This window comes from Dactylosporangium sp. CA-092794, assembly GCF_050948465.1.
Classification (GTDB): domain Bacteria; phylum Actinomycetota; class Actinomycetes; order Mycobacteriales; family Micromonosporaceae; genus Dactylosporangium.
In genome coordinates this window covers 9,470,221-9,496,415 of the sequence record NZ_CP192044.1, presented here as the reverse complement: position 1 = coordinate 9,496,415, position 26,195 = coordinate 9,470,221, and the positions used below count along the sequence as shown (strand labels likewise).

General features: G+C 75.0%; 25 protein-coding genes and 1 pseudogene. 17 read left to right on the top strand and 9 right to left on the bottom strand.

Annotated features, from left to right (window positions below):
* Window positions 1-27: 27 nt before the first annotated feature.
* The 4 genes from ACQPXD_RS40565 to ACQPXD_RS40550 are packed head-to-tail and all read right to left on the bottom strand — an operon-like array spanning window position 28 to window position 3,603.
* Window positions 28-663, bottom strand: coding sequence for a response regulator (locus ACQPXD_RS40565; protein ID WP_432827728.1), 636 nt, complete (start codon window positions 661-663; stop codon window positions 28-30).
* Window positions 660-1,919: a sensor histidine kinase gene (locus ACQPXD_RS40560; RefSeq protein WP_432827726.1), complete on the bottom strand. Its 1,260-nt coding sequence runs from the start codon at window positions 1,917-1,919 to the stop codon at window positions 660-662. The genes ACQPXD_RS40565 and ACQPXD_RS40560 overlap by 4 nt, the downstream gene beginning before the upstream one ends.
* A 20-nt stretch (window positions 1,920-1,939) precedes the next feature.
* Window positions 1,940-2,680 carry an ABC transporter permease gene (locus tag ACQPXD_RS40555; protein WP_432827724.1) on the bottom strand — a complete coding sequence of 247 codons (741 nt, stop codon included), beginning with the start codon at window positions 2,678-2,680 and terminating at the stop codon, window positions 1,940-1,942.
* A gap of 2 nt (window positions 2,681-2,682) precedes the next feature.
* The gene (locus ACQPXD_RS40550; RefSeq protein WP_432827722.1) at window positions 2,683-3,603 is read right to left on the bottom strand and encodes an ABC transporter ATP-binding protein; all 921 of its coding nucleotides are present in this window, start codon (window positions 3,601-3,603) and stop codon (window positions 2,683-2,685) included.
* A gap of 156 nt (window positions 3,604-3,759) precedes the next feature.
* Here ACQPXD_RS40550 and ACQPXD_RS40545 point away from each other — a divergent pair, with 156 nt between their 5' ends.
* Both ACQPXD_RS40545 and ACQPXD_RS40540 read left to right on the top strand, forming a co-directional pair.
* Window positions 3,760-4,224: a hypothetical protein gene (locus ACQPXD_RS40545; RefSeq protein ID WP_432827720.1), complete on the top strand. Its 465-nt coding sequence runs from the start codon at window positions 3,760-3,762 to the stop codon at window positions 4,222-4,224.
* A 74-nt stretch (window positions 4,225-4,298) separates the two neighbouring features.
* On the top strand, window positions 4,299-5,666 hold the full coding sequence (locus tag ACQPXD_RS40540) for a hypothetical protein (RefSeq protein WP_432827718.1): 1,368 nt from the start codon (window positions 4,299-4,301) through the stop codon (window positions 5,664-5,666).
* Between the two features lie 79 nt (window positions 5,667-5,745).
* On the opposite strand, the pseudogene ACQPXD_RS40535 reads toward ACQPXD_RS40540, so the two are convergent.
* Window positions 5,746-5,970, bottom strand: a pseudogene (locus ACQPXD_RS40535) (DUF1720 domain-containing protein); the annotation flags it as partial.
* Between the two features lie 348 nt (window positions 5,971-6,318).
* Between ACQPXD_RS40535 and ACQPXD_RS40530 the strand changes: the two are divergent.
* The 15 genes from ACQPXD_RS40530 to ACQPXD_RS40460 all read left to right on the top strand — a co-directional run bounded on the left by ACQPXD_RS40530 (window position 6,319) and on the right by ACQPXD_RS40460 (window position 22,579).
* The gene (locus tag ACQPXD_RS40530; protein WP_432827716.1) at window positions 6,319-7,482 is read left to right on the top strand and encodes an AAA family ATPase; all 1,164 of its coding nucleotides are present in this window, start codon (window positions 6,319-6,321) and stop codon (window positions 7,480-7,482) included.
* The gene (locus ACQPXD_RS40525; protein WP_432827714.1) at window positions 7,479-8,699 is read left to right on the top strand and encodes a vWA domain-containing protein; all 1,221 of its coding nucleotides are present in this window, start codon (window positions 7,479-7,481) and stop codon (window positions 8,697-8,699) included. The genes ACQPXD_RS40530 and ACQPXD_RS40525 overlap by 4 nt, the downstream gene beginning before the upstream one ends.
* A 970-nt stretch (window positions 8,700-9,669) precedes the next feature.
* On the top strand, window positions 9,670-10,836 hold the full coding sequence (locus ACQPXD_RS40520) for an LLM class flavin-dependent oxidoreductase (protein ID WP_432844134.1): 1,167 nt from the start codon (window positions 9,670-9,672) through the stop codon (window positions 10,834-10,836).
* Window positions 10,833-11,600 carry a creatininase family protein gene (locus tag ACQPXD_RS40515; RefSeq protein ID WP_432827712.1) on the top strand — a complete coding sequence of 256 codons (768 nt, stop codon included), beginning with the start codon at window positions 10,833-10,835 and terminating at the stop codon, window positions 11,598-11,600. The genes ACQPXD_RS40520 and ACQPXD_RS40515 overlap by 4 nt, the downstream gene beginning before the upstream one ends.
* Window positions 11,590-13,107, top strand: a complete 1,518-nt coding sequence (locus ACQPXD_RS40510; protein WP_432827710.1) for a phytoene desaturase family protein — start codon at window positions 11,590-11,592, stop codon at window positions 13,105-13,107. The genes ACQPXD_RS40515 and ACQPXD_RS40510 overlap by 11 nt, the downstream gene beginning before the upstream one ends.
* A 100-nt stretch (window positions 13,108-13,207) precedes the next feature.
* Complete coding sequence (locus tag ACQPXD_RS40505; protein ID WP_432827708.1) at window positions 13,208-13,663, top strand: DUF4442 domain-containing protein; 456 nt, start codon at window positions 13,208-13,210, stop codon at window positions 13,661-13,663.
* 14 nt (window positions 13,664-13,677) lie between these two features.
* On the top strand, window positions 13,678-14,424 hold the full coding sequence (locus tag ACQPXD_RS40500; protein ID WP_432827706.1) for a metallophosphoesterase: 747 nt from the start codon (window positions 13,678-13,680) through the stop codon (window positions 14,422-14,424).
* A gap of 580 nt (window positions 14,425-15,004) precedes the next feature.
* Window positions 15,005-15,358 (top strand): hypothetical protein, encoded by a 354-nt coding sequence (locus ACQPXD_RS40495; protein WP_432827704.1) that lies wholly within the window; start codon window positions 15,005-15,007, stop codon window positions 15,356-15,358.
* 77 nt (window positions 15,359-15,435) lie between these two features.
* Window positions 15,436-16,365 (top strand): sugar phosphate isomerase/epimerase family protein, encoded by a 930-nt coding sequence (locus ACQPXD_RS40490; RefSeq protein WP_432827702.1) that lies wholly within the window; start codon window positions 15,436-15,438, stop codon window positions 16,363-16,365.
* A gap of 26 nt (window positions 16,366-16,391) precedes the next feature.
* Complete coding sequence (locus ACQPXD_RS40485; protein WP_432827700.1) at window positions 16,392-17,924, top strand: pentapeptide repeat-containing protein; 1,533 nt, start codon at window positions 16,392-16,394, stop codon at window positions 17,922-17,924.
* Window positions 17,925-17,949: 25 nt separating this feature from the next.
* Window positions 17,950-18,633, top strand: coding sequence for a response regulator transcription factor (locus ACQPXD_RS40480; RefSeq protein WP_432827698.1), 684 nt, complete (start codon window positions 17,950-17,952; stop codon window positions 18,631-18,633).
* Entirely contained in the window at window positions 18,630-19,883 is a 1,254-nt protein-coding gene (locus tag ACQPXD_RS40475; protein ID WP_432827696.1) for a sensor histidine kinase, read from the top strand. Before ACQPXD_RS40480 ends, ACQPXD_RS40475 begins: the two co-directional genes overlap by 4 nt.
* A gap of 75 nt (window positions 19,884-19,958) precedes the next feature.
* Window positions 19,959-20,321 carry a hypothetical protein gene (locus ACQPXD_RS40470; protein ID WP_432827694.1) on the top strand — a complete coding sequence of 121 codons (363 nt, stop codon included), beginning with the start codon at window positions 19,959-19,961 and terminating at the stop codon, window positions 20,319-20,321.
* 16 nt (window positions 20,322-20,337) lie between these two features.
* Window positions 20,338-21,039 (top strand): class I SAM-dependent methyltransferase, encoded by a 702-nt coding sequence (locus ACQPXD_RS40465; RefSeq protein ID WP_432827692.1) that lies wholly within the window; start codon window positions 20,338-20,340, stop codon window positions 21,037-21,039.
* A gap of 94 nt (window positions 21,040-21,133) precedes the next feature.
* Window positions 21,134-22,579 carry a cellulose binding domain-containing protein gene (locus ACQPXD_RS40460; RefSeq protein WP_432827690.1) on the top strand — a complete coding sequence of 482 codons (1,446 nt, stop codon included), beginning with the start codon at window positions 21,134-21,136 and terminating at the stop codon, window positions 22,577-22,579.
* Window positions 22,580-22,639: 60 nt separating this feature from the next.
* On the opposite strand, the gene ACQPXD_RS40455 is transcribed toward ACQPXD_RS40460, so the two are convergent.
* The 4 genes from ACQPXD_RS40455 to shbA all read right to left on the bottom strand — a co-directional run bounded on the left by ACQPXD_RS40455 (window position 22,640) and on the right by shbA (window position 26,048).
* A complete protein-coding gene (locus ACQPXD_RS40455; RefSeq protein ID WP_432827688.1) occupies window positions 22,640-23,374 on the bottom strand; it encodes an NPP1 family protein in 735 nt (244 codons plus the stop codon).
* Window positions 23,375-24,091: 717 nt separating this feature from the next.
* Complete coding sequence (locus tag ACQPXD_RS40450; protein ID WP_432827686.1) at window positions 24,092-25,114, bottom strand: anti-sigma-D factor RsdA; 1,023 nt, start codon at window positions 25,112-25,114, stop codon at window positions 24,092-24,094.
* Window positions 25,111-25,473, bottom strand: a complete 363-nt coding sequence (locus tag ACQPXD_RS40445; protein WP_432827684.1) for a hypothetical protein — start codon at window positions 25,471-25,473, stop codon at window positions 25,111-25,113. The genes ACQPXD_RS40450 and ACQPXD_RS40445 overlap by 4 nt, the downstream gene beginning before the upstream one ends.
* Window positions 25,470-26,048, bottom strand: coding sequence for an RNA polymerase sigma factor ShbA (shbA, locus tag ACQPXD_RS40440; RefSeq protein ID WP_432827682.1), 579 nt, complete (start codon window positions 26,046-26,048; stop codon window positions 25,470-25,472). The genes ACQPXD_RS40445 and shbA overlap by 4 nt, the downstream gene beginning before the upstream one ends.
* Between the last annotated feature and the right edge of the window lie 147 nt (window positions 26,049-26,195).

Below are 26,195 nucleotides of genomic sequence, written 5' to 3'. Positions count from 1 at the left end.
CGCCGTCGCCGGATTCCGGATCGGCGGCTACGCGACCAGGCCGCGGCGGAACGCCTCGGCGACCGCCCCGGCCCGGTCGCGGACCCCGAGCTTGTCGTAGATGTGCAGCAGGTGCGTCTTGATGCTCGCCTCGCTGATGAGCAGCTTCGTGGCCGCCTCCCGGTTGGTGGCCCCGTCCGCGATCAGCTTGAGCACCTGCAGCTCCCGCTGGCTCAGCGTGCCGCCGGACGCCGGCCGGCGGACCCGGCCCATGAGGCGCCCGGCCACCGCCGGCGCCAGCACCGACTCGCCGCGCGCGGCCGAGCGCACCGCGCGCAGCAGGTCCTCCACCGGGGCGTCCTTCAGCAGGTACCCGGTGGCGCCGGCCTCGATCGCGGGCAGCACGTCGGAGTCGGTGTCGAAGGTGGTGAGGACCAGCACCCGCACCGCCGGCGCCCGCAGCCGGAGCCGCCGGATCGCCTCGGCGCCGTCCACCCCGGGCATGCGCAGGTCCATGAGCACGACGTCCGGGCGCAGCTCGACGGCCCGCGCGACCGCCGCGGCGCCGTCGGCGGCGACGCCGACGACCTCGAACTCGGCGGTACCGGCGAAGGCACCACGCAGCCCGTCGCGCACGATCGGATGGTCGTCGACGATGAGCAGGCGGATGGGTGGCTGGGTCATGCCGGCCTCGCTTCCGGGGACAGGGCCGGTACGGTGACGTTGACGGCGGTCCCGTCGCCCGGCTCGCTCTCGATGGTGAGGGTGCCCTGCACCCGCTCCACCCGCTGGCGGACGCCGCGCAGGCCGAAGCCGCTGCCGTCGGCGCCGCCACCGGCCGGCACCGCCGCGGGATCGAAGCCGGCGCCGTCGTCGCGGACGTCGAGCATCACCACATCGTCCAGGTAGGACAGGGTGACCGCCGCCGTAAGGGCGCGGGCGTGCTTGGCGACGTTGGCCAGCGCCTCCTGCGCGGCGCGGAACAGCGTGATCTCGATCTCGGTGTGCAGCGTCCGGGCCTCACCGGTGGTCTCCACCCGGACGCCCACGCCCGACGTCCGCGACCACCGCGCGGCCAGGTCGGCCACCGCGTCGGGCAGCCGCGCCTCCTCCAGCTCGCGCGGGCCCAGCGCGGCGACCGAGCGGCGGGCCGCCGCCAGGCTCTCCCGGGCCAGCGTGTGCACCTGGTCGACGTGGTGGCGCCACAGCCGCGGATCGTCGCGCACCCGCTCGGCGGCCTGCAGCTGCGTGATGATGCCGGTCAGCCCCTGGGCGAGGGTGTCGTGGATCTCGCGGGCCATCCGCTGCCGCTCGTCGTTGACGCCGGCCTCCCGCGCCTGCTCGACGAGCTGGGCGTGCAGGCCCGCGTTCTCGGCGAGCGCGGTCCGCAGCCGGGTGACCGCGATGCGCCGCTGCTCGGTCTGCTCGTTGAAGCGGTACCCCAGGTAGCCGAACCATCCGATCAGGAACGTCTGCAGGGCCACGACCGTCGCCGACGTCGTGACCCACGCCACGGTGTCCGGCACGCCGAACGCCAGCCCGTTGATCAGCACCGAGGTCAGGAAGACTTCGAGGAAGGCCCACCGCGGCGGCAGTACCTCGTAGGCCTGGACGAAGCCGATGGTGGCGAAGACGAAGAAGATCGGCTGGCGGGTCAGCAGCACCCCCACCAGGGCCAGCTGCACGCCGGCGTAGAGCAGCATCGGCCCGGTCCGCCGCTTCCACGCCGGCGGGCGCAGCGAGTACATCAGCAGCGCCCAGGCGGCGGCGGCCGTGGCCAGCGCCGCGGTGACCAGCCGGTCGCGCGCGGTCTGCCCGGGGGCCAGCAGGGCCAGCGCCGTGGAGCAGCCGAGCAGGATGTACGGCAGCGGCGTCAGGAACCGCCGCAGGCGCAGCCGGGACTCGGGCATCTCGGGCAGCACGGCCGGCTCGGTCGTCATGGCTCCACCCCATCGCAGATTCATTCCCAGCGGAAGCAGCGCACGGCCAGCAGCCCGGTGAGCGCGGCGTAGCCCACCAGCACCGCGACGCTCGGGCCGGACGGCCAGCCGCCGTCCGCGGTGTCCCGCAGCCCCTGCACCGCCGCGCCGAGCGGGGTGCAGTCGCTGATCCGCAGCAGCGCGCCGGACATCACCTCGCGCGGCGCCCACAGCCCGGCGAAGAACATCAGCGGGAAGAACAGCACGCTGCCGATCCCGCTCGCGGCGCGGCTGGACGGCGCCACCGCGCCGATGAGCAGCCCCAGCCCGAACATGGCGGCGCCGGTGAGCAGGAACACCAGCACCAGGCCGAGCACCTGGCCCGGCGGCCGCACGCCGAGCCCGGCGGAGGCCACCACGTACAGCACGATCACCGTGGCGACGGCGAGCGTGGCCTGCACCGCGACCTGCGCGCCGAGCACCCGCCCGGGCCCGACCGGCGTCGTCGCCAGCCGGCGCAGCACGCCCTGCTCGCGGTACTGGGCCAGCAGCAGCGGGGTGGCGAACAGCGCCATCCCGGCCAGGCCCATGACCGCGATGATCGGCACGTAGAGGTCGATGACGCGCAGCCCGTCGAGCTTCGGGTCGGGCTTGCGGAAGGCGGGCACGCCGCCCAGGATCACCAGCAGCACCACGGGGAGGCCCACGCTCCAGAGGTAGGCGTTGGGTTCGCGCAGGAACAGCCGCAACTCCACGGCCGTCAGGCGGGTCAGTCCGGACAACGTCAGGCTCCTTGTTCGGTGTCGGGCCGGCGTCCGGTGAGCGCCAGGAAGGCATCGTCCAGGGTGGACTGCTCCACCCGCAGCTCGGCCGCGACGATCTGGTTGCGGGCCAGCGCCGCGATCACGGCCTGCACCAGGTTGCCGGTGCCGGTCACGATCACCGTGGTACCTTGCCGGGTCACGCCGGTGACCTCGGGCAGGCCGGTGAGCAGCCGGTCGTCCAGCGGGCCGGCCGGGCGGAACCGCATCCGCTGCTCGGCGTCCACCCTGGACACCAGCCCGGCCGGCGTGTCGACCGCGACGGCGCGGCCGGCGTCGAGCAGCGCGACCCGGTCGCAGAGCCGCTCGGCCTCGTCCATGAAGTGGGTGACGAGCACGACCGTCACGCCGCGGGCGCGGATCTGCTCGACCACCTCCCAGGTGTCGCGGCGGGCCTGCGGGTCCAGCCCCGTGGTCAGCTCGTCGAGCACCGCCACGCGCGGGTTGCCCACCAGCGCGAGCGCGATGGACACCCGCTGTTTCTGGCCGCCGGAGAGCTTGCCGAACCGGGTGCGCCGCTGGCCGGCCAGGCCGAGGTCGGCGAGCAGCGCCGGCCAGTCGGCCGGGTCCCGGTAGAACGTGGCGTAGAGCTCCAGCGCCTCGGCCACGGTCAGCCGGTCGGGCAGGTGACTCTCCTGCAGCTGCATGCCCAGCCGGTGCCGCAGCTCGGCCCGGTCGCGCCGGGGATCCAGGCCCAGCACGCTGATCGCGCCGCCGTCGGGGCGACGCAGGCCGGCGATGCACTCGACCGTGGTGGTCTTGCCGGCCCCGTTCGGGCCGAGGATGCCGAAGATCTCGCCCTCGCCGACGGTGAACGAGACGCCGTCGACCACGTTCCGCCCGCCGTACCGCTTCCGCAGCTCCGTGACTGTTATGACGTTCACGCCGTCCAGGGTGCGGCCGGCCGCGCCGCGGCGGATCGACCGCGCGGCGGCGCAGACGGTGCATGCCGGCATCGACCGATCGGTGGATACGCTCCACCGTCCGGCTTATCGCCCGGTTAACCATCGCTTAGCGCGGCCGGGCGCAGACTGGGCGGCATGAGGATGCGGTGGCCACTGGCGGTGGGCGCGTGGCTGGCGGCCGCGGCGCTGGCGACGGCGGTGTCGATCGGGGCGGTGAGCTCGCTGCGCCGCGGGCTGTTCGGCCCGTCGGACGCGCCGCTGCGCGAGGCCGAGGTCGAGGCGCAGCTGTCGCCGGCCCCCGCCCCGGCCCCGTCCTCGTCCGCGCCGCAGCCGCCGCCCTCGGCCGCGCCGGTGCCGTCCGCGGACACGACCCGCGCGCTGGCCACCGACGGCGGCAGCATCGTCGCCTCCTGCGACGGCGGCCTGGCCACCCTCGTCTCGTGGATCCCGCGGGCCGGCTACGAGGCCGACCACGTGGCGCGCGGCCCGGCACCGACGGCGTCGCTGCGCTTCAAGGCCCGCTCCGGCGGCGGCGCGGTGCGGGCCGCGGTGACCTGCGTGCTTGACACCCCGACCCTGTCCATCGCCGGCGACGACTGAACGCTGGTACCCTGATCCGCGATGAGTACCAACTCGAGCAGGACGGGGGTCTCGTTCGCTGAAGGTGAGTGCTGATGAGCACTCTGCCGGCGGACGTAAATCCTCTGGGCTACTGGCTGCGGGTGCGTGCATTCGCCGTACCGCAGCCGATGATCGTCACCGCGGCCGCTCGGCGCGCCGTCGGCGACTGGGGCGGGGCCTGCGCGGCGGCGCGGGTCGACGTCGATCTCAATCTTCGGGCGCTGGCCGATGCGCACGGGCGTGAGTTCGCCCGGACCGTGCGCCGCGACCTGCGGCGGCTCGCGCCCGACCTCCTCCGGTGGCACATGCCGCGGATCGCGCCCGACGGCCTGCTGCGCCCCGGGCTCACCGTCTCCCTTGCCCGGTACGGCTCCGGCGAGCGGGCCCCGTGCCTCGTCGCCCGCACCGCGCCCGGCTGGGCCGCGGCCGGGCAGCGGATCAGCCTGGCGCTGTGGGACGGCACGCCCGAACGGCACCATCCGCACCCGCGGCCCGACCCCCACTTCCGGCTCGACCTGCACCGGCACCTCTGGGACGCGACCCGGTCCGGCGAACTGGCCGCGCGGGCCGGCGCCGACCGCGCCGCCGAGGCGGAGCTGCTGCGGCGCGCCGACGACCGGCCGGGCACCGAGGTGCTCGTCCGCCTCGGCGGCAAGCGGCGGCTGGTCGTGCGGGCCGGCGGCGGCCTCCGAGCGGCGACCCGGCGGGACGTCGGCTTGCCGGTGCTGCCCTACGCCGCGACCTGGCCCGCGCCCGACCTCCAACTGCTCCGCGCCGGCCTCATCACCGCCGACCGGCTGCACCCGCTCGTCGCCGCCGCGCTGGCACCATCCGACGCGGTGGTACCGCCCCCCGACGACGACGCCCCACGACTCGTCGAGTGCCGCGGCGCCCGGCACCGCATCGGGCTCGCCGGCGGGGTGCTCACCGCGCTCGACCACGGCCCGGAGGAGCTCCGCCGGGAGCAACTGCTCGCCGCGCTCGGCGGCCCGCCGCTGCCCTGCCTGCGGGCCATCGCCGAGGCGCACGAGCACCCGGAGAACCTCGACGACGTGCGGGCCCGCCTCGACCACGGCGACGCGGCCGGGGCGCTGCGCACCGTCGAGCGGCTGCTCGGCCCGGCCGCTTCGCTCCCCGGCGGCGCGTTGCTGGACGCCCTCGAAGCGGCGGCGGGGCGGCGCATCCAGCACGGGCTGTTCCGCACCGGCCTGGGCCCTCAGCAACCACCACCGCCGACGACCCGCGCCGCGCGCGGCACCGGCCGGGCCAGCCTGGCCGCCCGGCAGCCCCCGCCAACGCCCCGCGCCGCCCGGCGCGCGGCCGCACTGGCCGGGCGAATGGTCTCGCTGACCTGGGCCCAGCAGCCCCTGTCAACGCCCCGCTCCGGAAGGGCCGCTTGGGTGCCCAGCGGTCCCCGGTAGCACGTCCCGCCGGGCGTGGCGCGAGTCCCGTCGGTCGCGGCGCGAGTCCTGTCTGGCGTGGCGCGAGTCCTGTCTGGCGTGGCGCGAGTCCTGTCTGGCGTGGCGCGAGTCCTGTCTGGCGTGGCGCGAGTCCTGTCGGGCGTGGCGCGAGTCCTGTCTGGCGTGGCGCGAGTCCCGTCGGGCGTGGCGCGTGCAGCGCCGGGCTGAGTGCCCAGCAGCCCCTGCCGACAACCCGCGCTGCACGGGGTGCCGCGCCGCGCCGATGCTCGCCGGCGACCGTGTGGTGCCGACCTGCGCGTCCCACGGTGGGCACGGTCGGCGATCACGTCCCACCCGTCGAGCGCCGCACGGCGCGGCGACCGGAAGTCTCCGCGATCATGCGCAACTGGCACCGACACCAACGGTTTCTCATGATCACGGAGCGCTGATGTACCCCCGTGTACCGAAAGTCTCCGGGATCATGGCAAACCCGGTGTGCGGCTACCGCGGACATCATGATCACGGAGACATACGTCCGCCCGGCCGCGCGGATCAGAGGTTGCGCCCGGGGGGAGCGCTGGCGCTTGGCGTGACGGTGCGCGGTTCGCGTGGCACTAGTAGTACCGATAAATCCGACATATCCGAAAAATCGTTTAAGGTGGTGAATCGATCCATGGACATTGCTGCGCAACTGCTTGAGATCCTTGCGGACACGGGGAGCGAGCCGAGCCGGGATCCGCAGCTCGAAGCCCTCATGCTCGCCGTATCGGCCGACCTGCCCGTCCTGCTGTGGGGCGAGCCGGGCATCGGCAAGACCGCCGCGCTCAACCAGCTCGCGGAGACCCTCGGCCTGCCGCTGACCACCGTCATCGCCTCCGTGCACGAGCCGTCGGACTTCTCCGGGCTGCCGATCATCGGCGCCGATCCGGCCGTGCAAGGTGTACCCATGGCGCCACCGGACTGGGCCGTGCGGCTGGTGCGGGCCGGGCACGGGCTGCTGTTCCTCGACGAACTGTCCACCGCCCCGCCGGCCGTCCAGGCGGCCCTGCTCCGGCTGGTGCTGGAGCGGCGGGTCGGCGCGCTGCGCCTGCCGCCCGGCGTGCGGATCGTCGCCGCCGCCAACCCGCGCGGGTCCGCGGCCGACGGGTGGGAGCTCAGCGCGCCGCTGGCCAACCGGTTCGTGCACCTGCAGTGGACCTACGACCACGCGGTCGTGGTCCGGGGCCTCGGCGGTACCTGGCCGCGGGCGCAGCTGCCCCGGCTCGACCCGCAGCGGCTCGGCCCGGCCGTCGACTTCGCCCGCCGCGGCGTGTGCGGCCTGCTCGCCGCCCGGCCCGCGCTGGTACACAAGCTGCCCAGCACCGAGGCCCGCCGCGGCGGTGCCTGGCCCTCGCCGCGCAGCTGGGACATGGCCCTGCGGCTCGTCGCGTTCGCCACCGCCGCCGGCGCCGCCCGGGACGTGCTGTCGATGCTGGTCCGCGGCACGGTCGGGGACGGTCCCGGGCTGGAGCTCCTGGCCGCGCTGGACCGCATGGAGCTGCCCGATCCGGAGGATCTGTTGCAAGACCCGGCGGCGGTACTTCCCGATCGAGGCGACCTGCGCCAGGCGGTCCTCGACGGCGTCGTCGAGGCGGTCCGCCGCCGCCCGGAGCGGGCCCGCTGGGACGCGGCGTGGGCGCTGCTGGCCCGGGCGGCCGAGACCGGCCCGCCGGACCTCGTGGTCGTGCCCGCGACCGCCCTCGCCGAACTGCGCCGCGACGACTGGGAGCCGCCGGCGGCGATCGAGCGGCTGGCCGGGGTGGTCGCGCTGTCCCAGCTGGCCGGTGCCGCCCGGTGAGGCTCGACCTGGACAAGCTGCTGGCGGCCCGGCTGCACGCCGCGCGGGTGCGCCCGTACCTGGCCACGGCCCTGTTCGCGCTGCACCCGGTCGAGTCGGGCACGGTACCGACGATGGCCGTCGACCGGCACTGGCGCTGCTACGTCTCGCCCGCGTTCGTGGACCGAACGCCGCTGACGGAGCTCGCCGCGGTCTGGGTGCACGAGGTCTCGCACCTGCTGCGGGACCACCACGGCCGCGGCGACCGGTACGCCCAGCGGCACGACCGGCCCGGCCCCGCCGAGCGCCTGCGGATGAACATCGCCGCCGACTGCGAGATCAACGACGACAGCTTCGACGCCGCCCTGCCCGCCCCGCCCGGCGCCGTCGTTCCCGCCCGGCTGCGCCTGGAACCCGGCCTGCTCATGGAGGACTACCTGGAGCAGTTCGGCCTCGGACCGTACACCGCGGAATGGGCCTGGCTCGACTGCGGCAGCGGGGCCGACGGCCTGGAACGCGGCTGGGACCTCGGCCCGGACGGCGCCCACGGCCTCACCGACGCGGAGCGCGACGCGGTACGGTTCCGCGTGGCCGAGGGCATCCGCGGCCACCCCGGCACGGCGCCCCGTGGCTGGCAGCGCTGGGCCGAGGCCGCCTTCCACCCACCGCAGCCGTGGCGCGAACTCCTCGGCGCCGCGGTCCGGACGGCCGCCTCCGCCGCCGGCGCGGGCGACGACTACACCTACGGCCGCCCGGCCCGCCGCTCCACCGCCCTGCCCGGCATCGTCCTGCCAAGCCTGCGCCGCCGCCCGCCCCGCGTCTGCGTGGTCGTCGACACGTCCGGCTCGGTCAGCGACGCCGAACTCGGCAGCGCCCTGCTGGAGATCGCCGCCATCGCCCGCGCCGTCGGCGGCCGCCGCGACCTGGTGACCGTCGTACCGTGCGACGCCGCCGCCGGCCGCGTCGTCCCACTCTGCCGCGGCGAGGACCTCCCACTGCTCGGCGGCGGCGGGACGGACCTGCGCGCCGGCTTCGACCGGGCGCTGACCGCCACACCCCGCCCGGACGTCGTCGTTGCCCTTACCGACGGCCAGACCCCGTGGCCCGCAACGCGCCCGCCGTGCCGCACGGTGATCGGCCTGTTTCCCCGCGACACCGCCGGGCGCTGGAACGAGCAGAACCCGGACTACGTCCCACCCACCCCACCCGATTGGGCCCGAGTGGTCACCATCGGCTGAACCGCGAACCGTAACCGCCAGACGCCCCCGTGCCCGTGGCGGTCCGCCCCGGTCCCGCCCCGGCGGGGCCGCCACAGGGCCGGCGCGCGGAGACGTCGTGCCGAGGCGGGATCGGCGCGCGGAGTGTGAGCGGCGCGCGCGGCGGCGGCGTGGCGTGGCGGGGCGGCGGGGCGGCGCGGCGGGGCGGCGGGGCGGCGCGGCGGGGGTCGGGCGCGCGGGCGGCGGGGTGCGGAGTCGGTGTGGCGAGGTGGGCGGGGTGCGGAGGCGTGAGCGGCGCCGCGGCGGCGGGGCGGGGTGCGGAGGTCGGGCGAGCGGGCGGCGGCGGTGCGCGGAGGCGGTGTGACGAGGTGGCGCCCGGCGCGCCGCCTGCGGCGTGCTGCGCGTTGGCCCGGTGCGTGCTGAGTGCGGCCGGGCGCTGTGGCGATCCGTTAAGTCGGGCGCTCCGCGCCACGACTTAACGGATTTTTCTCCCGACAGGGCATAAGTCCGAAAAGTCGCGGCGCGAAGCGCCCGACTTTTCGAAACAATCGCCGCTTGATTCCGCCGAGCGCCGGGCGCCGGGCATCGGGCATCGCGACGAGAACTCTCCGCGATCATGCGGAAGCCGCCACCTGCACCGCGGGTTTTCATGATCGTGGAACAAATATGTACACATGGGTACCAAATGTCTCCGCGATCATGGAAAAGCCGCCGTTTGTCAGCGGGAGTCGCATGATCGCGGAGAGATTCGTCCGCCCCGGTCGTCACCGGAGCGGCAAATACGATCAATTATCGGACATGTCGCCTGTCAGGGTATAAGTCCGAAAAGTCGTGGCACGGAGTGCCCGACTTTTCGGGCAGCGGTGGGGGATGGGTTGAGTCGAGGGGTGCGGCTGGCAACGTGTTGAAGGCGTAGCCGGGGCGAAACAGTGGCGACACGAAGCGGGGCGATCGTCCCAATGTTGAAGGTATCAACATTGGGACGGTGCGCATGCGGGTCGGGGTCTTCCTGTTCGGTGGGGTGGAGATGCCGGACGCCGGCGTCGGTGGGCCGGACCCGCTCGATCGCCGTTACGACCAGCAGGCCGTGCTGCACGCCCACCGGGAACTGCTCGAGTGCGGCGTGCTCGCCGAGCGGCTCGGCTACGACAGCTTCTGGCTGACCGAGCACCACTTCCAGCACGAAGGGTACGAAGTCGTCCCCAACGGGCTGCTGTTCTCCGCGTTCCTCGCCGCCAGGACCAGCCGGCTGCGGATCGGCACCATGTTCAACATCGTCGGGCAGTGGCACCCGCTCCGGCTGGCCGAGGACTTCGCGCTCCTGCACAACCTCAGCGGCGGGCGCGGGATTCTCGGGGTCGGGCGCGGCACGGTACCCCGCGAAATGCTGCCGCTGACCGCCGGCCAATTCTCCGTCGGCAGCCACGACAACCCCGACGCGGCCGAGGCCGACCGGCGCAACCGCGAGCTGACCGGCGAGGCGCTCGACGTCATCGAGCTGGCGCTCGGGCAGGAGTCGTTCGCCTTCCAGGGCAAGCACTTCAGCCTGCCGCCGCCGGGCATCCCCGACCGCGGCGGCGAGGTGAGCGAGCTGACGCTGTTGCCCCGGCCGGTGTACCCCTTCCAGACCTGGCAGGCCGTGACCAGCCCGCCGACGCTGCGGGAGGTGCCCCGCCGCGGCTACGGCGGCGTGTTCTGGCTCAAGGAGCGCGAGCGGCTGCAGCAGGACTGGAACGAGTTCGGTGCCCTGTTCGATCGCCACCACGGCGGCGAGCTCGACCCCGGCGAGCGGCGGCTGCTGGTGCTCAACGTGGCCGTCGCCGCCACCCGCGAGCAGGCCATCGCCGAGGTACGCCCGGGACACGACGAATTCTGGAAATTCCTCGGACCCTACGGCTGGGGGCGCGGCTACAACGGCCCCGGCGGCGGGCCCGCCCCCGCGGGATACGTGCCGACCCTGGAAGAGTCGATGGAGCAGGGCGTCTGGGCGGTCGGCAGCCCGGCCGACGTGGCCGAGGCGATCCGGGGGTACCAGTCCGAGCTCGGCCTGCAGGACCTGGTCCTCTTCCCGGGCATGCCCGGCGACTCCTACGACCGGGTGCGCGCGCAGATGACGCTCATCGCCACCGAGGTGCTGCCCCGGCTGGACCACTCGTGAACCGGCTGCTGGTGGAGCTGACCTCGCCCGCCGTCGCGGCGCTGCCCGAGCACGGGATCGCGGTGCTGCCGGTCGGCGCGATCGAGCAGCACGGCCCGCACCTGCCGCTGATCACCGACCTGCTGGTCGCGGACAGCCTGGCCCGCGACGCGGTGGCCGCGCACGGCGACGAGCACGAGCTGTGGCTGCTGCCGGCGCTGGCCTGCACCAAGTCCGACGAGCACGCCTGGGCGGCCGGCACGCTGTGGCTGAGCGCGACGACCCTCATGGCGGTCGTGCACGACCTGGGCCGCAGCGTGGCGAAGACGCCGCTGCGCAAGCTGGTGTTCCTCAACGGCCACGGCGGCAACAGCGCGCTGCTCAACGTGTGCGCGCGCCAGCTGCGCATCGATTTCGGCCTCGCCACGTTCGTCATGCATCCATCGGTACCGCCGGATCAGGGCGGCGCCTCGCCGCCGGAGGAGCTCGGCACCGGCATCCACGGCGGCAAGGACGAGACGTCGCTGGTGCTGCACCTGCGGCCCGACCTGGTGCGGATGGATCTGGCCCGGCGCAACGTGCCCGAGCATCTGGCCGATTTTTCGCGGGTACGATTCGGCGGCCCGGTCACATTCGGCTGGACCAGCGACGACTTCGGCACCGACGGCACGCTCGGCGACCCGACCCTGGCCGACGCCGGGCACGGCGCGGCCCTCTACGAGGGGATGCTGCGCACCGCCGGTGAGTCGTTCGCCGAGATCGCCCGGTTCACCCATGCCGGCTGACGTCCTCGTCGTCGGCGCCGGGCACAACGGGCTCACCTGCGCGGCGTACCTGGCCCGGGCCGGGCACTCGGTCACCGTGCTGGAGGCCCGCGCCGCGCCGGGCGGCTGTGCGTCCACAGTGGACGCGATCGGGGCCCGGGTGAACATCTGCAACTGCGACCACACCATGGTCCTGGCCTCCGGCATCGTCGAGGAACTGGACCTGGCCGGGCACGGGCTGCGCTACCTCGACGTCGACCCGGTCGAGGTGGCCATCGGCTGGGGCGATCAGCCGGCCTTCGTGCAGTACCGCTCCATCGAACAGACGATCGCCGGGCTGGAGCGCGTCTCGGCTGGGGTGGCCGCGGCCTACCGGCGCTACGTCGACGCGACGCTGCCGCTGGCCCGCCTGGTGGTGGCCGCCGCGGCCGCCCCGCCGTCGTTCGGCGGGCTGGCCCGCCTCGCCGCCCTCGACAGCGGCCCCGCGGTGGTGGCCCGGCTGCTGTCCTGGCGCCGGCGCAGCCTGTTCGACGTGCTCGGCTCGTTCGGGCTGCCGCCGTGGATCCAGGCGGCGTTCGCCACCACCGGCCCCGGCGTGTGGGGCGTGTCCCCGGCCGCGCCCGGCACCGGCATGGCCGCCGTCGGTCCGGTGGTACGCCACCTGGCCGGCGTCGGCCGGCCCGCCGGGGGCAGCGGCGCCCTGCCCGACGCGCTCGCCGCCGTCGTCACCGCGCACGGCGGCACGATCCGCACCGCCAGCCCGGTCGCCGGCCTGGTCGTCGACGCCGGCCGCCGCCCGGCCGTGCGCGGCGTGCGGCTCGCCGACGGCGGCCAGCTCACCGCGGACGCCGTGGTGTGCGCGGTCGACCCGCGCACGGTCCTCGTCGACTGGCTTCCGCAGGAGGTACGCCGCCCGCGCGACGCCCGCCGGCCGGCCCCGGACGGCTATGAGTCCAAAGTGGACGCCGTCATCGCCGCGCCGCCGGTGTGGCGGGCCATGCCCTCGGCCGGGCACGTCGCGACCACCGTGGTCAGCCCGGCCCCCGGCCGGCTGACGGCGGGCGTCACCGACCGGGTCACCGACCCGCCGATGTTCCTGGTCAACATCCCCTCGGTGCTGGACCCGGCGATGCGCCCGCCCGGCGGCGGGCACCTGCTGAGCCTCGAGGTGCTGTGGACCCCGTACGCGCTGCCCGGCGGGTGGCGCGACTCGCCCGAGCCGCGGCGCTGGCTGGAGCGGCTGGCGGAACTGGCCGAACCCGGTTTCCTCGACGGTGTCGGCGCCTGGCGGGCCATGACGCCGGAGGACTACGAACGCGACTTCGGGCTGCGCCGCGGCTACGCCCCGTCCTTCGCCGGCGGCCCGCTCAGCGCCCTGCTGGCCCGCGACCGGCCGCTGACCCGCTACGCGACGCCGGTCCGCGGCCTGTACCTCACCGGCGCCGGCACCTTCCCCGGCGCCGGCGTCTGGGGCGCCAGCGGCCGCAACGCCGCCCACGCCGTGGCCACCTGGCTCGGCTCGCGCTAGCCCGGCGCCCACTTGCCCGGTGGCGGATGGCTGGGAGAGTTCATTCGCTGGCAACCCGCAGGTAGGGCGGCGACGGGGCCGTCCGGCCTACGGTCCGGGGATGGACGCGACCGAGCTCGCCCGTCGGCTGCTGTACCCGATCCCGGCCCACCAGACGCTCGGGCTCGAGGTGCTGCGCGCCGCCGACGGCGCGGCCGAGGTCGCCGCCGAGACCCCGCCCGCGCTGACCAACGTCATCGGCTCCCTGCACTCCAGCGGGCTGATCACGCTCGTGGACGCGGCCGGGCTCGCCGCGATCATCGCCGCCTGCGAGGAGCCCGGCGGCTTCGACGGCGTCGTCCCGCTGGGCGCCGCCGCCCGGCTGCAGTTCCACGCGCCCGCGCGGGGCCGGCTGGTCGCCTCGTGCACGCTCTCCGACGACGCCCGGACCGCGGTCGCCGCCGTCTGCACCGGCGCGGCGAACCGTGCCCGCACCACCACCGAGGCCGAGGTGAGCGACGCCGAGGGGGTCGTCGTCTGCCGCGGTACCTTCGACTGGAGCATCCGCCGCCGCTGAACTCGGGAGCATCGTTGGCGACGATCGCGATCATCGGCGACGTCGGCGGCTGCCTGGAGCAGCTCGACCGGGCCGTCGCGGCGTTCGACGACCCGGACACGGTGGTGATCCAGGTCGGCGACCTGATCGACCGTGGCCCGGACAGCGCCGGCGTGCTCGCCTACGTCGCCGCCCGGCCACCGGACCGCTGGATCCAGCTCACCGGCAACCACGACGCGCAGTACGTCGGCGGCGAGATGTTCTGGCCCGAGCGCCTCGCCGACACCGACGCCGCCCGGCTGCGCGACTGGTGGCTGCGCGACCGCCTGCGGGTCGCCGCCGCGGTGCGCACCGCCGACGGCGAGGAACTGCTGCTCACGCACGCCGGCCTCACCGTGCGGGCGTGGCGGGAGCTGGACGAGCCGGTCACCGCCGGCACCACCGCGGCCCTGCTCAACACCCGCCCCGAGCCGCTGCTGTGGGCCGAGGACGGCCCGCTGTGGGCCGAGGCGGCGACGCGGGTGTACCCGTCGTGGCTGGAGTCCGGCCCGCCGATGCCGTTCTCCCAGGCACACGGCCACTCCACGATCGTGGACTACGACCTGCGGATCTGGCGCTGCCGGGAGCGCATCCAGCAACGCTCCACAGTGGACTGGGACGCCCGGCGCACCGTGACCCGGGCCGGCGCCGCGCGGTTCGTCGCCGTCGACCCCCGCCACGGCAAGACCGGCGCCCCGTCCTGGTCCCCACTACTCCTGCGCAACGCCACCGTGCTGGAGTAGCGCATTTGCGTCCCGGATATATCCAGACACTCCGTGTCCGAATATATCCGACTTATACCCTGACAGGGTATAAATCCGATAAGTCGTGGCGCGGAGCGCCCGACTTATCGGCATGTGGCCCACACGAGTGGTCGCCGGCTCGCGCCTGCCCGGGTTCGCGCGAAGCGCGGCGGGGACCGGCGGCGTGCTGCGTTGCGGCTGTCGTTTCGCGGAGTGCTCGCCTGGCGAGCGGGGCCTCGGTCCGGCTCGGCCGTGGTGCGCCGGATGTGTCCGTGATCATGCGTGTGTCGGCGACGCGCCGCGGGTTTGTCATGATCGTGGAGACATTTGGTACACAGGTGTACATGTTCACTCCGTGATCATGAGAAACCGGGGTGTCGCGGGCGGGTTCGGCGTGATCGCGGAGACTTCCGGTCGCGGCGGGCGCCGGAGCGGCACTCGCCGCCGATCGGCAGTAGTGCGTCGGGTCCCACTGGACCGATTCCAGCGGCGATGCCAGAGGTGAAGGCGCGGACAGTGACGGGGCGTAGGCGACTCGGGTGACCGACGGGCTCGAATTCGCCTGACGGGCGGGCCCGGCTTGTCGGTGCTCGCGCGGTTCACGGGTGCGGAGGGAAAGGGGCGAGTCAGGTGGTCGCGCGGGCGGTGGCGACGCTCACCGCGGCCTCGGCGAAGGTGCGACGGCTTCCGGGGCGGCCCGGCCTATCCCGGCACCGACACCGGCGCGCTGCTGGCGCTGATCGGCGCGGGCGCCGGCCTGGCCCTGCTGCCCGCCGCCGTGCTCACCGCCGACCTCCGCGGCGTCCCGGTGGGGGAGCCGCTGATCCACCGCACGGAGCTGATCCACGGCTCGCTGACCGCCCCGGCCGGCTCCGTCGCGGACGGACTTCTGCAAACAAATTCAAAAGTTTCGTTCTCCGTCGCGGTTCGGTAGGGTTGGCCGAGCAATTGAACCATGCGCATATCCCAAAGTCTGCGCCCGCCAACGTCGACCCGGGAGGCATCACCGCCATGCCAGAAACGACCACGTCCGCGCCGCTCAGCCGGCGGCAGATCCTCGGCGCCACGGCCGGCGCCGCCGCGCTCGCCGCGACCTTCGCCACGCCCGAGGCCGCCTTCGGGGCCGGCGGGCACGGCAGGCCGCAGCGGGTGCCCCGCGAGCGGATCAGCGTCCAGCTGTATACCTTGCGCGACCAACTCGGCATCGACCTCGACGGCGGCCTGGCCGAGCTGGGCCGGATCGGCTACACCCGGATCGAGCACGCCGGGTTCGTCGGGCGGACCGCGGCCCAGTTCCGCGCCGCGCTCGACGCCGCCGGGATCCGCGCCACCTCCGGCCACGTCGGCATCCCGCAGCCGTTCGACCCGAGCGCCTGGGAGCGCGCGCTCGAGGACGCCAACGTCGTGGGCAACCACTACATCGTGCACCCGTATTTCGGCACCGACTCGTCCGGCCGCCCGATCCGCACCGGCGCCACCTACCGCGCCATGGCCCGCGACCTCAACCGGGCCGGGGCGCTGGCCAAGCGGGCCGGCCTCGACTTCGGGTACCACAACCACAACCTCGAGTTCCTCCGCCAGGACGGCGGCGACCGCACCGGCTACGACATCCTGACCGCCGAGACCGACCCGGACCTGGTCCACCTGGAGGTCGACCTGTTCTGGGCCTGGGTCGGCACCGCCGACCCGGTCGACCTGATCGCCGCGCACCGCGGCCGCATCCGCCAGGTCCACGTGAAGGACCTCAACACCGCCCGCGGCTTCGAGGACGCCGGCTCCGGCCTCATCGACTTCGGGCGCATCTTCGCGCACGCCAAGGAGGCGGGCATCGTGGAGTACATCATCGAACGCGACGACGCCGGCACCCCGCCGCGCGCTCCCGCCGACGCGCTGACCACGGCCCGCAACGGCTTCGGCTACCTCGACGCGCTGCGGTTCTGACGATCGGGGGACACTAGGCTCGCCTCGTGAACCCGACGGTGTACCGGACGGCGGTCGACCGGCTGACGACCGCCGCACCCGGCGCGCGACGCGCGGCGGTGGAGGCCCTGATCGCGCTGGGCGCGGCCGAACCCGCGCTGCGGCAACCGGTCACCGACGCGATCTGCTCGTGGCTGTGCGAGCCGGGCGACGCCACGGCCGCGGAGCGGAGCGCGGCGCTCCGGCTGCTCACCGACCGGCTCCGCGCGGGCGAGCCGCCCGGCGAGGCGGCGGGCGCCGCGGCGGGCGAGGCGGCGGGCGCCGCGGCGGGCGAGGCGGCGGGCGAGGCGGCGGGCGAGGCGGCGGGGGATGAGGCGGCGCCGTGGGACGGCATCAGCGTCGACCTGTCGGGTGCGACGCTGTCCGATGCGGACTTCAGTGGCTGCCGGCTCGACGACGCCGGGTTCGCCGACACCCGGTTCCACGGCACCACGGCGTTCGACGGCGCCGCGTTCGACGGCGACGTCGCCTTCCAGCGCGCGGTCTTCCACGGCGACGCCGGCTTCACCGGCGTGCGGTTCGGCGGCGACGCCGAGTTCGGCCGGGCCCGGTTCCGCGGACGGGCGGACTTCACCGGCTCCGCGTTCGGCGGTATGGCGTGGTTCGGCCGGGGCGTCGACACGTGGTGGGAGGACGACGAGGCCTGGGAGACGGTCGACGAGATCGACCCGGCGCCCTGGGACGAGCCGAACGAGGACGATCCGAACTGGCCGGTCGCGGTGCTCGTCGAGGACTACCAGGACTGGGAGGAAGGCGGCGACGGCGCGCGGTTCGCCGGCGACGCGTCGTTTCGGGACGTCCGCTTCGACGGCCCGGCCTGGTTCTACAACGCCCGGTTCGCGGCGGCGGCCACGTTCGCCGGTGCCCGGTTCGCCGGGCGCGTCCACCTCGAGCAGCCCGCGGCCGACCTCGCCGGCGCGCACTGGGGCGGGGGCACCAACGACGGCGAGTCCGTGTGGCCGCTCGGCTGGACGGTGCGCACCGACGCCGGCGGCGACCTGGTGCCGGACGCCTCGGTGAACCCGTACGCCCGGCAGCTCGCCGACCCCGACCCCGCGGTCCGTTCCGCCGGGCTGCGGATCCTGGCCCGGCTCGGTGACGACCGGCCCGGCCTGCGGCAGCGGGTCGTGACGACGCTGTGCGCCGTGCTGCGCGCCCCCGTGACCTTCGACCTGCGCGCGGACGAGCGCACCGCCGAGCGGGCCGCGCTGCTGCGGCTGCGGCAAGAGGCGCAGCGGACCCTCGCCGAGCGGCTGCGGCCCGGCCCGGCGCACTGGCCGGACATGGACCTGTGGCTCTGCGGTGCCACGCTCGTCGACCTGGACCTCAGCGGCTGCGCGGCCGGATACGCCGACTTCGCCGGCGCGCAGTTCCACGGCACGACCCGCTTCGACGGCGGCCGGTTCCGCCGGGCCGCGTTCACCCTGGACGGGCCCTACGGCCGAGCCACCTTCCACGGCGACGTCGTGTTCGCCGCCGGCCCGCCCGAGGAGGTCGTCTTCCACGGCGCGGTCACGTAGCGGCGCCGCGGCTTATCCTCGCCGTATGGCGAAGGTGCTGATCGTGGAGGACGACCCGACGATCCGCACCGGGATCCTGCGTGCGCTGTCGGGGCGGGGGCACGTGGTGGTGCCGGCCGGCACGGCCCTCGAGGGGCTGAAGCTGGTCGTGGCGGAGGCTCCCGATGTGGTACTGCTGGATCTCGGCCTCCCCGACCTCGACGGCCGCGAGGCGCTGCGGATGCTGCGCGCCGTCAGCCAGGTGCCCGTCATCGTCGTCACCGCGCGGCGCACCGAGGGGGAGATGGTCCGGGCGCTGGACGCCGGCGCCGACGACTACGTGGTCAAGCCCTACGGCGCCGACCAGATCGACGCGCGCATCCGGGCCGTGCTGCGCCGCGCCGCCCCGGCCGCCCCGCGCGACCCGGCGGTCGAGGCCGACGGGGTGCGCATCGACCCGCGGGCCCGCACCGCGACCCTGGACGGGCGGGCGCTGGACCTCACGCCCCGCGAGTTCGACCTGCTGTACTACCTCGTCGCCCGGGCCGGGGAGGTCATCGGCAAGCGGGAGCTGCTCACCGAGGTCTGGCAGGTGGCGTACACCGCCGCCGACAAGACCGTCGACGTGCACCTCTCGTGGCTGCGCCGCAAGCTCGGCGAGACCGCCCAGGAGCCGCGGCTGCTGCACACCGTGCGCCGGGTCGGCGTGCGCTTCGGGCGGCCGTCGTGAGGCGCCGCCTGGCGCTGCTCGTCGGCGCGGCCATGGCGCTGGTGCTGGTCGCCTTCCTGGTGCCGCTGGCGCTGCTGCTGCGGGCCGCCGCCGAGGACCGCGCGGTCGCCGCCGCGGCGGCCCAGGCCCAGGCGCTCGGCGCGCTCGTGGCCACCGCCGACGCGCGGTCGCTGCGGCTCAGCGTCGAGCAGGCCAATGTGGACGGTGCGCACCCGGTGAGCGTCTATCTGCCCGACGGTACCGTCCTCGGCGCGGCCGTCGCGGCGACCCCGGCGGTGCGCCTCGCCGCCCAGCGGGGCAGCTTCACCGTCGCCCACGCCGCCGGGCGCGAGGTCGTCGTCGCCGTGCAGGGGCTGCCCGGCGGCACCGCGGTCGTCCGCTCGTTCGTGCCCGAACGGGACCTGCGCCGGGGCGTGGCCCGCTCCTGGCTGGTGCTCGCCGTCGTCGGCGCCGGCCTGCTGCTGCTCGGCCTCGCCGTCGCCGACCGGCTCGCGGTCGCCGTCGTGCGCCCCATCGGCGCCCTCGCCACCGTCTCCGAGGAGCTCGCCGGCGGCGACCTGGACCGCCGCGCCCCGGCCGCCGGGCCGCCCGAGGTCCGCGCCGTCGCCGTGGCACTGAACCGGCTCGCCGGGCGGATCCGCGACCTGCTGCGCCAGGAGCGGGAGGCGGCCGCCGACCTGTCGCACCGGATGCGCACGCCGATGACCGCGCTGCGGCTGGACGCCGAGGGCCTCGCCGACCCGGCCGACGCGGCCCGGATGCTGGAGCACGTGGCGGCACTGGACGCCGCGCTGACCGAGGTCATCGCCGACGCCCGCCGCGCGGCGAGCGCCGAACCGCCCGCCTGCGACGCCGCCGCGGTCGTCGCCGAGCGGGTCGCCTTCTGGGCCGTGCTGGCCGAGGACCAGGGCCGGGCCGTGCGCGCCGAGCTGGATCCGGGCCCGCTGCCGGTCGCGATCTGCGCCGCCGACCTCGCCGCCGCCGTGGACGCGCTGCTGGGCAACGTCTTCGCGCACACCGACGAGGGCGTCGGCTTCGCCGTGACGCTGCGCGCGGCGGCCGGCGGCGCCACGCTGTCCGTCGAGGACGAGGGCCCCGGCTTCGACCCGGCGGCCGGCGCGCGCGGCGTCAGCGGCGGCGGTTCCTCCGGCCTGGGCCTGGACATCGCCCGCCGCACCGCCGAGTCGACCGGCGGCGGCCTGTCGGTCGCCGGCTCCCGGGTGACCCTGGCGCTCTTAACCGATCCTTAGCGCGGGCCAAGGACTGCGTTGGTGTGCGCACCGGCACCGTGGTTCTCAGACAAACCACGGAAGGGGTACCCCGAAATGCGCAGACTCCTGATCCTCGGCGCCACGACCACCGCGGTCCTGGCGATCGGCGGCACCGCACTGGCCAACTCCGGCCCCGGCCGCCACGACGACCCCCCGCCCCCGTCCGTCGCCGTCTCCCCCGCGGAAAGCCCGTCCGTCTCCGGCAGCCCGTCGGTTTCCGACAACCCGTCGGATGACGTCAGCCCGTATGCCTCGGCGAGTCCGTATGTGGACGATCACGGCGGATTGCGGGGCGGCCACGGCGCCGACGACGTATCCGCGAGCCCGTACGTGGACGATCACGGTGGGCTGCGGGGCGGGCACGGGGCCGACGACGGGCCGGGCGACGACCGCGGGGGTTCCCGCCACCGCCGTTAGCTGCGATCATGGCGCGATGCCCCTGCTCGACGACGACGCGCTCGCCGATTCGGCGGTGGTGGCGAACAACGCGATGAACCGTGGCCGGCAGCTCGCCGGGGTCGACAGCTACGAGCGCGAGCTCGGCTTCAACCCGGTCGACGTGCTCACGGCGCTGCTGCGGGTCACCGGCGCGCCGGACACGGTCGCCTGGCTCGACCTGTGCTGCGGCTCCGGCCGCGCGCTGGTCCAGGCGGCCGCCCGGCTGCGCGCCGAGGGCGCGACCGAGCGGGTGCTTGTGGAGGGCGTCGACCTCGTCGACGCCTTCGACCCGGCCCCCGACGTGCCATGGCTACGGCTGACCGCGGCGCCCGTGCTCAGTTGGGTGCCGCGGCGGCGGTACGACCTCATCACCAGCATCCACGGCCTGCACTACGTCGGCGACAAGCTGGGCCTGCTGTCCCGCGCCGCCGGCTGGCTGACTCCGGGCGGCAGGCTGGTCGCCGACCTGGATCTGGCGGAGGTACGCCTGGAGGGCGGCCTCCCCGCGGGCCGCCGCCTGGCCGCGGATCTGCGCGAGGCCGGCTTCAGCTACGAGGCCCGCCGCCGGCGGATCGGCCGCCACGACCGCGGCGACGTGGCGCTGCCGTACGAGTACCTGGGCGCCGACGACCGCGCCGGCCCGAACTACACCGGCCAGGACGCCGTCCACTCCTACTACCGCCGCCGCCCGGCGTGACGTTTGTCCATATTCACCGGCATATGCAGGAGAATGTCTGTGGCACACTGTTTGCGTGGTTGAGATACCCAGGCAGGTGTCTGGTCGGTACAGGTTGATCGAACGCACTCCCGAGGGCGGCACCGGCGCCGTCTGGATCGCATACGACGAGGTCCTCCGCCGGCGCGTCGCCGTGAAGCTGCTCGCCGCGAGGCTGGACGACAACGGGCGCCTGCGCTTCGCCGCCCAGGCCGCGGCGCTGTTGAATCATCCGAACGTCAGCGCCGTCTACGACTACGGCGTGTCCGGCGACGACGCCTTCATCGTGACGGAGCTCCCCGGCGGCGTCTCGCTCGCCACCCGGCTCGCCGCCGGCCCGCTGCCGTGGCGGGCCGCCGTCGAGATCTCCGCCTACGTCGCCGCCGCCCTGTCGGCCGCCCACACCCGTGGCCTGGCCCACGGCGGCATCGCGCCCGACACGATCATGCTCACCGAGTCCGGCGTCAAGGTGGTCGACTTCTTCATCGCCTCGCTCACCGGCGGGTCCGCCCCGGCCGGCGGCGCCGCGGCGCAGGCCGCCGACGTGCGTGCCCTGGGCGCTGTGCTGTTCGCGGCGCTGACCGGCCGCCCGCCGGCCGCGGGCCGCGCGGGGCTGCTGCGCGACGCCGCCGAGCCGGCGCCGCTGCCGGTGATTCCCGGCATGCCGCTGGAGGTCGCGGCCCTCTACCAGCGCTGCGTCGGCGCGGAACCGGCCATCCGCCCGACCTCGGCGGTGCTCGCCCACCGCCTCGCCGCCCTGGCCGGCGTCCGCGTGGGCGCCGTCGACGTCCGCGCCGTCAGCCCGATGGACGACGTGACGGCCAACCTGGGCGGCACCAAGGAGCTGCCGGCGGCGCCGCCGGGCGCCCCCGCCGCGGCGTACGCCCCGGACGCCACCGCGGTCACCGTGGCGCGGGAGCGGGGCCGCCCGCGGCGGTCGCGGTCCGGCCGGCTGCGCCGGTTGGTCCTGGGTGGTGCCGTGGCCGTCGCCGTGGGGGTGGCCGGCGCCGCCGCCGCGGACGCGCTGGTGCGCTCCGGCGACTCCCACCCGGCGCACTGGTCCACCGGCTCCGGCGCACCGCTCGGCCCGGGATCGGCCGCGTCCGCATCCGCGTCGAGCCCGCCCGGCTCCGCCGCCCCCGGCGATCCGGGGGTGTCGCCGAGTGCCGGCCCGAGCCCGGCGTCGACCGGGTCGTGCACGGTCTCGTACCAGGTGAAGCGGGCCTGGGACGACGGCGCCACCGTGTCGCTGTCCGTCACCAACACCGGCCGGACGACGGTGCCGGACTGGGCCCTCGCCTTCGACGTCGACGGTCAGGTGCGCACGGGGTCGGCCTGGAACGGCACGTGGGAGCAGCAGGGCTCGCGGGTCACCGTCACCGGCCTCGCCGGCCACCCCGATCTGCCGGCCGGCACGTCGCAGAGCGACGTCGGCGTCAACATCGACGGCCCGCACGCCGGCACGATCCCGGACGCCTTCACGCTGAACGGCATGCCCTGCCGGACGACGACCCAGCCCTGACCCGCCCGCACCGGCCGGAGGAACTCGCACGAACGGCGGTTCCTCCGGCCGTGGCGTTGCTCAGCCCTGCGGGTTGAACGCGATCCCGGCGGGCTTGGACGCGGCGAGCAGCGACTCGAACGAGCCGTCCTTGATCTTGATCGTCGCCGCGCCGAAGTCGGCGGTCATCAGCCGGTCGCGCAGCGCCGTCGTGGGCCATCCGTTCCAGTCCACCAGCGGCGGATAGCGCCAGTTGTGGTAGTGGTTCTCCGGCGGCTCGTCATTGGCGTTGGCGAGCCGGAAGAAGTGCGTCGACGCGCCGTCCTTGTGGTAGACGGTCTTGGGATGGCTCCCGTCGAAGCGCACCTGCGAGCGCGCGTAGGTCACCTGGCTGCTGTGCTGCGTCGTGGTCACGTAGTCGACCTGGTTGCTCGCCTGGTTGACCCAGGAGATGACGTGCTCCCAGTCGTGCCGGTGGCCGCCGAGGCTGACGCCGGGCAGGGCCTGGTCCTTCTCGAAGTAGCTGGCGTAGACGATCGCGCACCAGCCGTTGTTGCACTTCGACCGGGCGTAGGTCTGTGACCGGTCCAGATCGGACTGGTCCCGGCAGTTGCCGTTGAGGGCCCCGGTGGGGTTGAGCCCCGGGTTGAGCGTGCCGGTGGGGCTGATGGCGGCGACGGCGTAGCAGCCGTCGGTGTCGTAGTCGTACGCGGGCGAGAATGACTGCTCGTAGCCTCCCGCGTTTTGCGGCAGGTTCGGCAGCGAGTCGGCGAAGGCCGCCGTCGCGGGCAGCACGATCGCGAGCGCGACCAGCACGGCCACGACCCCTGACGCGGTGCGCCGGCGCCGGGCCCCGGTCCTCCTCGGTGCGGCAACTGACGGCGATGACACGTGTTCCAACGCTTGCCTCTCGTGGATCGACGCTCGTCGGACGCCCGGATTGGCGACCGCCATGAATATCGATGAACACGAGTATGTCGCGCGACCGGCAAGGTGTGAACATCCCATGGCTCCCCGACGAAACCATGCCGCTCGTGGCCGTCACGCTTCCGCCCACCCGCGACTGGAGGACTGCCAAACATGAGCGACGAGTACGTCACTCTGGACAAGGACATCGACGGCGACTTCACCTGCCCGCCCTACCGAAAAGTCGGGCGCTCCGCGCCACGACTTTTCGGATATATAACCCGACAGGCGACATGTCCCGTTAAGTCACAACGCCACGCCGCCCCGGCCGGCGATAAATCTCCACGATCATGCACCAATCGCCCCCGACACCAACGGTTTTCCATGATCGCGGAGTCTTCTGGTACCAGGAGGTACGTCTTCGCTCCACGATCACGAAAAAGTGCGTGAACGGCGACCGCTGCCACATGATCGCGGAGAGTTATGGTCGCGTGGCAGTACTCGATCGGCCCGGGCCGGGTCGAACCGACGCCGGCGACCGCCGCTCGCGTCCGTGACGTCGAGCCTCGGCCGCCGAGATCGAGCAGGTCGGCCGCCGCGTCGAGCAGGGCGCGGCGGCGGCGCGGGTCAGCCGCCCAGCTTGGGCACCGGCAGGCCGGACGTGGGCAGCGGGAGCGCCGGGGTGGTCAGTGGCAATCCCGGCAGCGGTACCGACGGGACGATCTGCGTCGGCAGGCCCGGCAGGCCCTGGCCTCCTCCTCCGCCGCCGGTCGTGCCGCCGCCACCCGGGTTCGCGCCGCCGGTCGCCGGTGCGCCGCCGGGGCCGCCGCCCTGGCCCTGGCCCGGGTCGCCGGTCGGGGCCGGGGTGGGCGCCGGGGTCGCGCCGGCCGGTGGGGTCGCCGCCGGGGTGGCGGCGCCCGACGGCGCGGCGGTGGGCGGAGTGTTCACCGCGGGCAGCGCGCGGCGAAGCTGGTCGATGCGGTCGAGCAGCCGGCCGCGGGCGGCCGGGTCGTCGACCTGGGCGGCCTCGCGGGCGGCGGTGTCGAGCAGGCGGCGGGCCTCGTCGTAGCGGCCGGCCGCGGCCGCCTCGGCGGCCTGGGTGATGGCCTGGTCGGCGGCGCGTTCGTGGGCCTGCTCCGGGTAGAGCACCTGGGTCAGCGGCCACAGCGGGCCGTCGGGTCCGGAGCGCTGCGCCCCGAGCGCCAGCCCGCCGACGAGCACGACCGCCGCCGCCACCCCGGCGAACGCCCGCCGCAGCCCCCGCCCGGTCCGGCGCCGTCGTGAAATTTCGGAAATGTCCGAAACAGTGGAACTCGCCGGCGAGCCGGCGGCGGGAGCCACCGGCGGCCGCGGCGCCTCGCTCGGCGTGCCGGCGGGATCGCGGAGATCTGCCAGCTCGGGGATATCTGCCAGCTCGGGGATATCGGGCAGATCCGATAAATCGGAGGTGTCGGCCGGATCCGCGGCGGCAAGCAACGGGAGGTCGGCGGACAGGTCGGCGTGCCAGTCCGCGAGGAGGGCGGCGAGCGGGTCCTCGGCCGGAACGGGCTCCCCGCGGCCCAGCGCGGTCAGCAACTCGTCGTCGGCGTGGACGGCGGCGAAGTCGATCGGCGGCTCACCGGCGGCCGCGGCGGGCGTGCGATCCGTCACCGCGTCACCTCGATCCGTCGCGCCGGGCCGGCCTGCGGCGCCACGCGGAAGCGCGCCGAGCGGGTCCGCGGCGGCGTGCGAAAGGCCGCGCGAAAGCGCGCCGGGCCGGCCTGCGGCAACGCGCGGAAGCGCGCCGAGCGGGCCTGCGGCGGCGTGCAAAAGGCCGCGCGAAAGCGCGCCAGGCCGGCCTGCGGCAACGCGCGGAAGCGCGCCGAGCGGGCCTGCGGCGGCGTGCGAAAGGCCGCGCGAAAGCACGCCGGGCCGGCCTGCGGCAACGCGCGAAAGGCCGCCCGGCCGGCCGGCAGCGCCGTAGAAATGCGTGCCGAGCCGGCCCGCGGCAACGTGTGAGAGCCGATCATGCCGCCACCTCGCCCAGCGTGTCCCCGGCCAGCGTACGCAGCCGGGCCAGGGCGCGGGACTGCGCGACCCGCACCGCTGCCGCCGTCAGCCCGACGATCACGCCGACCTCCTCGGCGGTCAGGCCGGCCGCGACCCGCAGTACCACGATCTCGCGCTGCTGCTCCGGCAGCCGGCCCAGCAGCCCCGAGAGTCGCCGGGCCAGGTCGGTGCGCACCGCCTGCTGCTCCGGGCCGGGCGCCGCGTCGGAGATCTCGGCGAGCCGCTCGACCGGCGCGGTCGCCGGGTCCCGCACCGCGGCCCGCTGCGCGTCGGTGACCTTGTGCGCGGCGATGGCATAGACGAACGCGCTGAACGGCCGGCCCTGGTCGCGGTAGCGGGGCAGCGCCCGCAGCAGGGCCAGGCACACCTCCTGGGCCACGTCGTCGGCGGTCGTGTAGGCGCCGCCGACCCGGCCCAGCCTGGCCCGGCAGTACCGGACGAGGCCCGGGCGCAGCTGCGCCAGCAGCTCCGCGGTGGCCTCGGGCTCGGCCCGCACGGCGCGGTCGACGAGCCCCTGGTCGATCGTTGCCGTCATCGCTGTGTCGGAACACCTTCGTTACCGGGGGGTCACCGCACCGTAACTGCCCCGGGGCGATCCCACCAGCCGTGCGGCGGGGAGGTTCCGAAGAAATTTCGGGGAGGTGTGTTACGCCCGGCCGCCCGGCCGCGATGTCACCACCGA

Coding starts and splice junctions, on each gene's coding strand:
- ACQPXD_RS40505 (WP_432827708.1), top strand. CDS start 13,208: ATGGACGCGACCGAGCTCGCCCGTCGGCTGCTGTACCCGATCCCGGCC.
- ACQPXD_RS40470 (WP_432827694.1), top strand. CDS start 19,959: ATGCGCAGACTCCTGATCCTCGGCGCCACGACCACCGCGGTCCTGGCG.
- ACQPXD_RS40565 (WP_432827728.1), bottom strand. CDS start 663: ATGACCCAGCCACCCATCCGCCTGCTCATCGTCGACGACCATCCGATC.
- ACQPXD_RS40445 (WP_432827684.1), bottom strand. CDS start 25,473: ATGATCGGCTCTCACACGTTGCCGCGGGCCGGCTCGGCACGCATTTCT.
- ACQPXD_RS40560 (WP_432827726.1), bottom strand. CDS start 1,919: ATGACGACCGAGCCGGCCGTGCTGCCCGAGATGCCCGAGTCCCGGCTG.
- ACQPXD_RS40490 (WP_432827702.1), top strand. CDS start 15,436: ATGCCAGAAACGACCACGTCCGCGCCGCTCAGCCGGCGGCAGATCCTC.
- ACQPXD_RS40480 (WP_432827698.1), top strand. CDS start 17,950: ATGGCGAAGGTGCTGATCGTGGAGGACGACCCGACGATCCGCACCGGG.
- ACQPXD_RS40540 (WP_432827718.1), top strand. CDS start 4,299: ATGAGCACTCTGCCGGCGGACGTAAATCCTCTGGGCTACTGGCTGCGG.
- shbA (WP_432827682.1), bottom strand. CDS start 26,048: ATGACGGCAACGATCGACCAGGGGCTCGTCGACCGCGCCGTGCGGGCC.
- ACQPXD_RS40545 (WP_432827720.1), top strand. CDS start 3,760: ATGAGGATGCGGTGGCCACTGGCGGTGGGCGCGTGGCTGGCGGCCGCG.
- ACQPXD_RS40510 (WP_432827710.1), top strand. CDS start 11,590: ATGCCGGCTGACGTCCTCGTCGTCGGCGCCGGGCACAACGGGCTCACC.
- ACQPXD_RS40465 (WP_432827692.1), top strand. CDS start 20,338: ATGCCCCTGCTCGACGACGACGCGCTCGCCGATTCGGCGGTGGTGGCG.
- ACQPXD_RS40530 (WP_432827716.1), top strand. CDS start 6,319: ATGGACATTGCTGCGCAACTGCTTGAGATCCTTGCGGACACGGGGAGC.
- ACQPXD_RS40520 (WP_432844134.1), top strand. CDS start 9,670: ATGCGGGTCGGGGTCTTCCTGTTCGGTGGGGTGGAGATGCCGGACGCC.